Consider the following 8,764-nt stretch of genomic DNA (forward strand, 5'->3'; position numbering starts at 1 on the left):
GCTGCAGGCTGCGCCCCAGCTCCCGCCGCAGGTAGCCCCCGGCGGATCTGAGGCCCTTGACCACCTCTTTCACGTCGCTCTTGTCCAGTACGCTGACAAAGATCTTGGCGTACCGCAGGTCGGGCGTGGTGTCCACCGCGGTGATGGAGACCAGGCCGTGGACCCGGGGATCCTTGACGGTACGGATGAGGGAGGAGAGCTCCCGCTGGATCTCCTCGTTGATGCGTCCAATTCGGTTGCTTGCCATATTTGTTCTCCTAATTATAGCCGCAAAGAGCCCGCCCGCTCCTCAATGGGGACGGAAACGGGCCCTTTGGGCAGTCAAATTTGAAATTGCGCGGCGGCTCGTCCTCTCCACGCAAAGCCTTGCGGCTTGCTGTGCGCCTGCTCCCGTGCGCTCCGCGCACCTGTTTTTTGCCTCCGCTCGGTCTTGTTCTCCCTATGCGCCTATCCTCGCGCTTCGGTCTGTCACGCTGCAGGCTGGGCGCATGTCCGGTCGAATAAGCCGTCGCTCCACGAAAAATACCGCTCAGGGCCAAGGCCCTTCGCCTGTTTTTTCGTCTGCGCTTGTCTTATTCTCCCTATGCGCCTGCCCTCCACGCTTCGGGTTACCGCTCGATCTCTTCCATATTGAAGCACTCGATGACGTCGCCCACCTTGATGTCGCTGTATTTCTCAATGCCGATGCCGCACTCGTAACCCTGGGCGACCTCCTTCTGGTCGTCCTTGAAGCGCTTGAGCGAGGCCAGCACGCCCTCGTGGATGACGATATTGTCCCGCAGCAGGCGGATCTGGGCATTGCGGGCCACCCTGCCGTCGGTGACATAGCAGCCGGCGATCATACCTGCGCCGGTGATCTTGTACACCTCGCGGACCTCCGCATGGCCCAGCAGGACCTCCTTGTACTTGGGGGCCAGCATGCCCTTCATGGCGGACTCGATCTCCTCAATGCAGTCGTAGATGACGCGGTACATGCGCATATCCACATTCATGCGAGCGGCCGAATCCCGGGCGTTGTTGTCGGGGCGGACGTTGAAGCCCACGATGATGGCCCCGGAAGTGCCGGCCAGCATGACGTCGGACTCGTTGATGGCGCCCACGGCGCAGTGGATGACCCGGACCCGCACCTCCTCGTTGGAGAGCTTTTCCAGGGAGGACTTCACCGCCTCCGCAGAGCCCTGCACGTCGGCCTTCACGATGATGTTCAGGTCCTTGATCTCGCCCTGCTGGATCTGGCTGAACAGGTCCTCCAGCGTGACCTTCTGGCCCACAGGGCCGTTGAGTCTGTCCTTGTTCTCCTGCTTGCGCTGCTCCACCAACTCCCGGGCCATGCGCTCGTCGGCCACGGCGTGGAAGTCGTCGCCGGCGCCGGGCACCTCGCCCATGCCGATGATCTCCACGGGGACGGAGGGTCCGGCCTCCGTGAGCTTCTGGCCCCGGGCGTTGGTCATGGCGCGGACACGGCCCACGGCGGTGCCGGCGATGATGACGTCGCCCTGATGCAGGGTACCGTTCTGGACCAGCAGGGTAGCCACAGGGCCGCGGCCCTTGTCCAGCCGGGCCTCGATGACTGCGCCGTGGGCGGAGCGGTCGGGATTGGCCCTGAGCTCCTGCATCTCGGCGGTGAGGAGCACCATCTCCAGCAGGCTGTCCACCCCCATGCCGGTCTTGGCGGAGATGGGACAGATGATGGTCTCGCCGCCCCACTCCTCGGGCACCAGCTCGTATTCGGTGAGCTGCTGCTTGATGCGCTCGGGGTTGGCCTCGGGCTTATCCATCTTGTTGATGGCCACGATGATGGGGATGCCGGCGGCCTTGGCGTGGTTGATGGACTCCACGGTCTGGGGCATGATGCCGTCGTCGGCGGCCACCACCAGAATGGCCACGTCGGTGATCATGGCGCCGCGGGCGCGCATGGCGGTGAACGCCTCATGGCCCGGGGTGTCCAGGAAGGTGATGGGCTGGCCCTTCACCGACACCTGGTAGGCGCCGATGTGCTGGGTGATGCCGCCGGCCTCGCCGGAGGCCACGTCGGAGCTGCGGATATAGTCCAGCAGCGAGGTCTTGCCGTGGTCCACGTGGCCCATGACCACCACCACGGGGGCCCGGGGGCGCAGGTCCTCCTCCTTGTCCTCGGAGACGTCGATGAGCCGCTCCTCAATGGTGACGATGATCTCCTTCTCCACCTTGCAGCCCAGCTCTTCGGCGATGATGGCGGCGGTGTCGAAGTCGATGACGTCGGAGAGGGAGGCCATGACGCCGTTCTTGATGAGGCACTTGACCACCTCTGCGCCGGTCTTTTTCATGCGGGAGGCCAGCTCGCCCACCCCGATCTCGTCGGGGATCTTCACCACCAGAGGGTGCTTTTTGGCGATCTCGGCCTGGAGGCGGCGCATCTTCTCCTGCTCCTCCTGGCGGCGCTTGCTGCCCTGGAAGCCGCCGCCCCGGCGCTGGTTGTTGCGGCCCTGGAACTTCTGCTTCCCGGCCTGCATCTGGGTGGTCTTGCCCGCGGCCAGCTTCTCCAGCTTTTCGTCGTATTTGTCCAGATTCACGCTGCCGCTCTTCCGGGTATCCACGATCTTCTTTTCAGGCACCCGGGTGCCGGGACGGCTGAGATTCTGCTGCCCGGCGGACTGCTGGCCCTGGGGCCGCTGCTGAGCCGGCTGCTGCCCGGCGGAACGGGGCGCCTGGGCACGCTGCTGGCCCTGCTGGCCGGAGGGCCGGGGCGCGCCGCCGTGCCCGGGCCGGTTCTGCGCTGCGGGGGCACCCGCCTGGGCGGCGGGGGCCGGTTTGGCCCCCTGGGGGGCGGGCTTGGGCTCGTGATAGGTGTCGGCATAGATGCTCTCGATGCTCTGGACCTGATTGTGCTGGGTCAGATAGTCAAAAAGGATGGACAGCTCCCGGTCCTCCAGCACCTGCATGTGGTTCTTGGGCGCCGTGGCGTATTTGGTGAGGATGTCGGCGATCTCCTTGGTGGGGCGGCCGAAGTCCTTGGCCACCTCATGCACTCTGTACTTTACGATCAAATAAATTCCCTCCATACTGCGGGGATCACTCCAATACGGAAACGCAAACCGTGCGTTTTGCGCTCTCGTATTGAAGCGATCCGCTCAAATTTTCTCATTGCCGTACCGCCTTGGCGGTCTCATCTGCGCTCTTTCACGTCACTTGACGCCCTCCTTCGCGGGGGCGGGAACCGGCCGCGCCGCTTCCCCGCCTCTCCTCTCCCCGCAAAGCCGCGGCTCTGCGGAGGCTCTATGGCAAATATCTTCCACTGCGCCGGCCATGGCCGGGCGGCGGCCCAAAGGGATCTCAGCTCTGCTTCCCGGGCTTCGGGTACGTCTTCCCGCCCTTGCCCGGTGCGCCCCGGCCCCGCTGGGCCAGACGGCGCTCCGCGCCGCAGGAGGCGGGAGCAACCCAGGGCTTTGCCCCGGCCTTTTGCAGCTTCTGCTCGTGGCGGCGCTGCTCCCGCTGGCGCTGGAGCATTCTGGCCGCCTTGGCGGACACCGCCTCGGCCGTCTCGCCGTACCGCTCCGCGTCCCGGGCGGAGAGCTTTCCCATAAAGGAAGCGGCCAGCCCCGCGTCGGTAAAAGCCAGCATGGCGCAGGACGTGCGCCCCACGGCCCCGCCCAGCTCCTCCTTGGAGTAGGGGCACTGGACCACGGGACATGCGCCGGCCTCGGCAAAATGGGCGGCCCGGCGGCAGGTATTGTCGGCGGCGTCGCGGGCCAGGACGATGAGACGGGCCTGCCGGGCCCGGGCGGCGGCGCCCACGGGCTCCTCCCCCACTTCGACCCGGCGGGCCTTTTTTGCGATGCCCACAAGGTGGAGCGTATTATCCATTCTGGTCCTCCCCCGCCTTCATCTGGCCCTCCAGGGCCTCGTACACCTCTCCGGGGAGGGCCGTGGAAAAGGCCCTCTCCAGCGCCTTGGACTTTCTCGCCCGGGCAAGGCACGCCGGGTCCGGGCACAGGTAGGCGCCCCGGCCCGGCTTTTTGCCCCTGAAGTCCAGCGAGATCTCCCCCTCCGGGGATTTGACCACCCGGATGAGGGCCCGCTTCTCCTTCATCTCCCGGCAGCCCACACACTGGCGCATGGGGATCTTTTTCGGCATGGGAACGTCACCTCTTTCTCGGCGGCTTACTCCTCGAGGGCGGCGTCCTCGGTCTCGTCATCCACCACCACAAGTCCATCGTCCTCGGCCTCCGGCAGTTCGCCGGGGTCGGACGCGGGCTTGATATCAATTTTATAATTGGTCAGCTTGGCGGCCAGCCGGGCGTTCTGCCCCTCCTTGCCGATGGCCAGGGAGAGTTGATCGTCGGGCACCACCACCCGGCAGGCCTTGCCGTCGGGCAGCAGGTCCACGCTGAGCACGTCGGCCGGGGACAGCGCCGCGGCGATGTACTGGGCGGGGTCCTCGCTGTACTTGATGATGTCCACCTTTTCCCCGTGGAGCTCCTCCACGATGTTGTTGACCCGGGCGCCGCCGGGACCCACACAGGCGCCGATGGGGTCCACGTTCTCGTCGCCGGACCATACGGCGATCTTGGTGCGGCTGCCCGCCTCCCGGGCGATGGACTTGACCTCCACGGTGCCGTCGTAGATCTCGGGGATCTCCAGCTCGAAGAGCCGCTTCACCAGGCCCGGGTGGGTCCGGGAGATGAGCACCTGGGGCCCCCGGGTGGAGCGGCGGACCTCCACCACATAGACCCGCAGGCGGTCCCCCTCACGGATCGCCTCGCCCCGGACCTGCTCGCCGGGGGCCAGGAAGGCCTCGGTATACTCGCTGCTGGAGTTGATGCGCAGGTTGGCCGCGCCGCTCTTGGGATCGACGCGGGTGACCACGCCGGTGAGAATCTCGTGCTCCTTGGAACTGAACTTGTCATAGACCATGTCCCGCTCGGCTTCCCGGATGCCCTGGATGATGACCTGACGGGCGGTCTGGGCGGCGATACGGCCAAAGTTCTTGGTCTTGACCTCGATGCGGACCACATCTCCCAGCTGGGCGTGGGGCAGTGCGCGGCGGGCCTCCTCCAGTGACATCTCGACGGCGGGATTGTCCACCGTCTCCACGATGTCCTTGAGCACGAACATGCGCACCTCGCCGGTCTCGGGGTTGGCCTTGATCTCGATGTTGTCCCCCGCGCCCTCGTGGTCCCGCTTGTAGGCGGAGGCCAGGGCCTGGGTGATCTTCTCCATCATATAGCCGGCGGGAATGCCCTTCTCCTTCTCGATCTGGGCGATGGCGGCGAAGAACTCCTTCCCGTCGCTTTCATTGCTGTTGGTCTTGGTATTTTTTCTCGGCATCTTCCATACTCTCCCTTAAAACGCCACGTGCAGCCGCACCTGCGCCACGTCCTTTTTCTCCAGCGTCACGTCGCCGCCGGGCAGCTCCACCGTCACGTCCCCGTTTTCGTAGGCCTTCAGCGCGCCGGTGAGCTCCTTCCGGCCCTCCCGGGCCCGGTAGAGCTTCACATCCACCTGCTCGCCCAGAAACTGCCGGAAATGCTCCGGCTTTTTCAGCGCCCGGTCGGCCCCGGCGGAGGAGACCTCCAGGGTGTAGCTCCCCTCGATGGGATCGGCCTCGTCCAGCGCGTCGCTGAGGGGGCGGGCCACCGCCTCGCAGTCGTCGATGGACACCCCGCCCGCCTTGTCGATGTAGACCCGGAGATACCAGGCGCCCGCCTCCTTTACATACTCCACGTCCCAGAGTGTACAGCCGTTCCCGGCCACGATGGGCCCGGCCAGTTCCGCCGTGAGCTCGGTCACCTTTGCCACAGTGTCTCCCCCTTCGATCTGGTTTACCATTTTTTTACACGTCTGTTTTTTTCAATAAGAAAGAGCGGGGCGAACCCCACTCTTGACGGATACGTACACGGATAGTATATGCAGTATATCATAGATATGCTGTGATTGCAAGATTTTTATACCTGATTTCTCCCCTCTTTATACCCGTTTCAGGGGCGGTCCCTGGAAAAAAAAGATCTGATCGGCCAGGGCCAGGGTATCCCCCTCGTGGGCGGAGAGGAGGACGGGCACCTCCAGGGCCCGGACCGCCTCCATAAGCCGGGCGGCGCGGGGGCCGTCCACCCCGGTGAAGGGCTCGTCCAGCAGCAGGGCGGAGCACCCCAGGGAGGCCAGTGCCAAGGCCCGGACCAGGGCCAGCCGCCGTGCCATGCCGCCGGAGAGGGCGGCGGGGCGGGCGGACGCCTCGCCGGAGAGCTCCGCCAGGGCCAGCCACCGCCCGGCCTCCCCCCGCCTCTCCCGGGGCAGGACGGCGGCGATGTTCTCCTCCGCCGTCCGCCAGGGCAGCAGGCGGTTTTCCTGGAAGAGCAGCACGGTGCGGGCGGGGTCCAGCCCCGTGAGGCACCCGGCGTCCGGCCTCTGGAGCCCGGCGAGCACCCGCAGCAGGGTGGTCTTGCCGCAGCCGGAGGGGCCGGAGAGCGCGGTGACCCCCCGGTCCGGAAGGGACAGGGAGAAGTCCTCCAGCACCCGCTTGTCCCCGTAGGCCAGGGAGAGTCCTTCGATTTGGATCACAGGCGCATTCCTCCTCCCTCCAGCCGCCGGAGCAGCAGTCCCACCGCCCACTCCAGCAGGAAGCTCAGGGCGATGACCGCCAGGGTCCAGGCAAACAGGCTGGGGGTCTCCAGATAGATCTTCGCATAATAGACCTGAGCACCGATGGCGTTTTTGGGCAGGCAAAGCACTTCGGCGGCCACCCCGGCCTTCCAGGCAAGGCCCAGGGCGGTGCGGCAGCCGCTGGCAAAGTAGGGCAGGACCGAGGGGACGTAGACCCGCCGAAGGGTCCGCCACCGCCCGAACCGATAGGCCCGGGCCAGCTCCAGGAGCTGGGGATCGGTCTCGGCCCAGCCCCGGGAGACGTTTCCCCACACCACAGGCAGCACCATAAGGGCGGAGATGACGCCGGGGACCCGTCCGGTCTCCACCCACAGCAGCACCAGGATGATGAAAGAGGCCACGGGGGTGGCCCGGATCACCTTCACCGCCGGAGAGAGGAGGCAGTCCGCCCAGGGGAGGGCAGAGGTGAGCCCTGCCAGCAGGGTTCCCAGGACCACCCCGGCCAGGAGCCCCAGGAGGATGCGCCCCAGGGAGGCCCCGGCGGTAAGCCAGAAGGCCCCTGTGCCGCACAGCTCCAGGAGACGCCGCCCCACCGCAAGGGGGGCCGGGAGGAGGAGCTCCTTCCCCACCGCCGCCGCGGCGAGCTGCCACACCCCCGTCCAGAAGAGGAGCGGGAGGAGCACACGGTATGCTTTTTTCATGCCGCAGCCTCCTCCGGGCCGTACCGTTCGGTCAGCCGCCGTAGTAGAATCCATCGTCGGGGATGCCACCGCCGATGGACTGGGGGTTGGCCTGCCAGAGCACCTCGTAGTACCCCTGGATGACCCCCTTGATCTGGTCCGCGCCGGTGATGCACACCAGGGCGCACTTGGGGATGGCCAGCTCGGCGATCTTAGCGCTGGGGGTGATCTCATACCGGGCCACCAGCTCGGAGGCGGCGGCGGGGTCGCCGTTTATATAGTCCACGGAGGCCTCGTAGTCCGCCAGGAAGGCCTCCACCGCCTGGGGATTCTCCTGAATGAACTCGGTCCGGGCTACAATGGTGGTCATGGTGAGGCGGCTGCCGTTCTGGAGAGCGTCCCACTCCGCGGAGAGATCCAGCGCCTCCCGCACGTTCTCGTTCTTCATCAGCACGCCGGTGGCGGCGGGCACGGGCAGCATGCACACCTCCGCCTCGCCGCTGGCCATGAGGGCGGTGATCTCGTCGGCGGTCTTCCACTGGATGTCCACCTCCGCCGGGTCCACCCCGTTCTCGGTGAGCAGGTAGTTGAGGACGTACTCGGGGTTGGCGCCCTGGCCGGTGGCGTAGAGGGTGCGGCCCTTCAGGTCGGCCATGGAGCCGATGGAGTCGCCGTTCTCCAAGATATACAGCACGCCCAGGCCGCTGACGGCCAGGACCTGCACGCCGCCGTCGGTCTTGTTGTAGAGGTTGGCGGCCACGTTGGAGGCCACGGCTGCGATGTCGATGGGGTCGTCGGGCCGGGAGAGCCCGGCCACCACCTCGTCGTTGGCGGCGGCGATGGTGACTTGGTAGTGGTTGGCGGTCTCCCCCGCCTCGCTGTCGGCGATGAGCTTGACGGCTCCCACTCCGCTGGGTCCCTTCAGCACGGCCAGACGCACGTCGGCCTTCTCTCCGGCGGGCGTGGGCGTGGCGGTGGCCTCCGGCGTCTGCGTTGGGGCGGGCGTGGGGGTGGTCTGGGCCTGGGGCCGGGTACACCCCGCCAGTGCCCCGGCCAGCAGGGACACAGCGAGGGTCAGGGCAAGCAGTTTTTTCTTCATTTCCGGTTCCTCCTCATGATGGTTCCGTCTCAATGGCGGCTTCCAGCTCTGCGGTGCTGAGCACCTCGATCCGCTTTCCCGTCCGCCGGATGGCCCCCGTCCTCTCCAAGGCGTCGAAGGCCCGGTACAGGGAGGCCCGGCTCACATCCAGCCGCCGAGCCAGCTCCGTGGCCGTGCAGGAGAGGACGCCGCCCTCCGCCAGGAGGCAGCGGGCCAGCTTCCCCGCCGCGCCGGGGGCGGTGAGCCCCTCGATCTTCCGGCTGAGGAAATGGATGCGCCCGGAGAGGTAGCGGATGTAATTGGCCGCCGCGCCGGGGGTGTCCCGCAGCAGCTCCGCCACCTGCTCCTGGGGGAAGAAGGCGGCGGAGCAGGGGGAGAGGGCGGAGAGGGTGGTCTCGTAGTCCGG

10 protein-coding genes are annotated in these 8,764 nt (G+C 66.6%); all 10 read right to left on the bottom strand.

Going from position 1 to position 8,764, the window contains the following annotated elements; all coding sequences use genetic code 11:
• The coding region (gene rbfA / locus ABUA09_RS17505; RefSeq protein WP_349949580.1) for a 30S ribosome-binding factor RbfA at positions 1–247 on the bottom strand (247 nt) is incomplete at its 3' end.
• 361 nt (positions 248–608) lie between these two features.
• Complete coding sequence (gene infB, locus ABUA09_RS17510) at positions 609–3,041, bottom strand: translation initiation factor IF-2 (protein WP_082635981.1); 2,433 nt, start codon at positions 3,039–3,041, stop codon at positions 609–611.
• A gap of 271 nt (positions 3,042–3,312) precedes the next feature.
• The gene (locus ABUA09_RS17515) at positions 3,313–3,843 is read right to left on the bottom strand and encodes a L7Ae/L30e/S12e/Gadd45 family ribosomal protein (RefSeq protein WP_052082323.1); all 531 of its coding nucleotides are present in this window, start codon (positions 3,841–3,843) and stop codon (positions 3,313–3,315) included.
• The gene (gene rnpM, locus ABUA09_RS17520) at positions 3,836–4,114 is read right to left on the bottom strand and encodes an RNase P modulator RnpM (protein WP_033116193.1); all 279 of its coding nucleotides are present in this window, start codon (positions 4,112–4,114) and stop codon (positions 3,836–3,838) included. The genes ABUA09_RS17515 and rnpM overlap by 8 nt, the downstream gene beginning before the upstream one ends.
• Before the next feature lie 26 nt (positions 4,115–4,140).
• Positions 4,141–5,307, bottom strand: a complete 1,167-nt coding sequence (gene nusA, locus ABUA09_RS17525) for a transcription termination factor NusA (RefSeq protein ID WP_033116192.1) — start codon at positions 5,305–5,307, stop codon at positions 4,141–4,143.
• A 15-nt stretch (positions 5,308–5,322) separates the two neighbouring features.
• Positions 5,323–5,778, bottom strand: coding sequence for a ribosome maturation factor RimP (rimP, locus tag ABUA09_RS17530; RefSeq protein WP_033116191.1), 456 nt, complete (start codon positions 5,776–5,778; stop codon positions 5,323–5,325).
• 168 nt (positions 5,779–5,946) lie between these two features.
• Complete coding sequence (locus ABUA09_RS17535) at positions 5,947–6,537, bottom strand: ATP-binding cassette domain-containing protein (protein WP_349949581.1); 591 nt, start codon at positions 6,535–6,537, stop codon at positions 5,947–5,949.
• Positions 6,534–7,280, bottom strand: a complete 747-nt coding sequence (locus ABUA09_RS17540) for an ABC transporter permease (protein ID WP_033116189.1) — start codon at positions 7,278–7,280, stop codon at positions 6,534–6,536. The genes ABUA09_RS17535 and ABUA09_RS17540 overlap by 4 nt, the downstream gene beginning before the upstream one ends.
• 31 nt (positions 7,281–7,311) lie before the next feature.
• Entirely contained in the window at positions 7,312–8,358 is a 1,047-nt protein-coding gene (locus tag ABUA09_RS17545) for an ABC transporter substrate-binding protein (protein WP_279204558.1), read from the bottom strand.
• Between the two features lie 13 nt (positions 8,359–8,371).
• On the bottom strand, positions 8,372–8,764 hold a 393-nt coding region (locus ABUA09_RS17550), incomplete at its 5' end, for a Crp/Fnr family transcriptional regulator (RefSeq protein WP_349949582.1).

The sequence above is a fragment of the Intestinimonas sp. RTP31139st1_F5_RTP31139_211217 genome, from assembly GCF_040226735.1.
In the GTDB taxonomy this organism is placed as follows: domain Bacteria; phylum Bacillota; class Clostridia; order Oscillospirales; family Oscillospiraceae; genus Intestinimonas; species Intestinimonas butyriciproducens.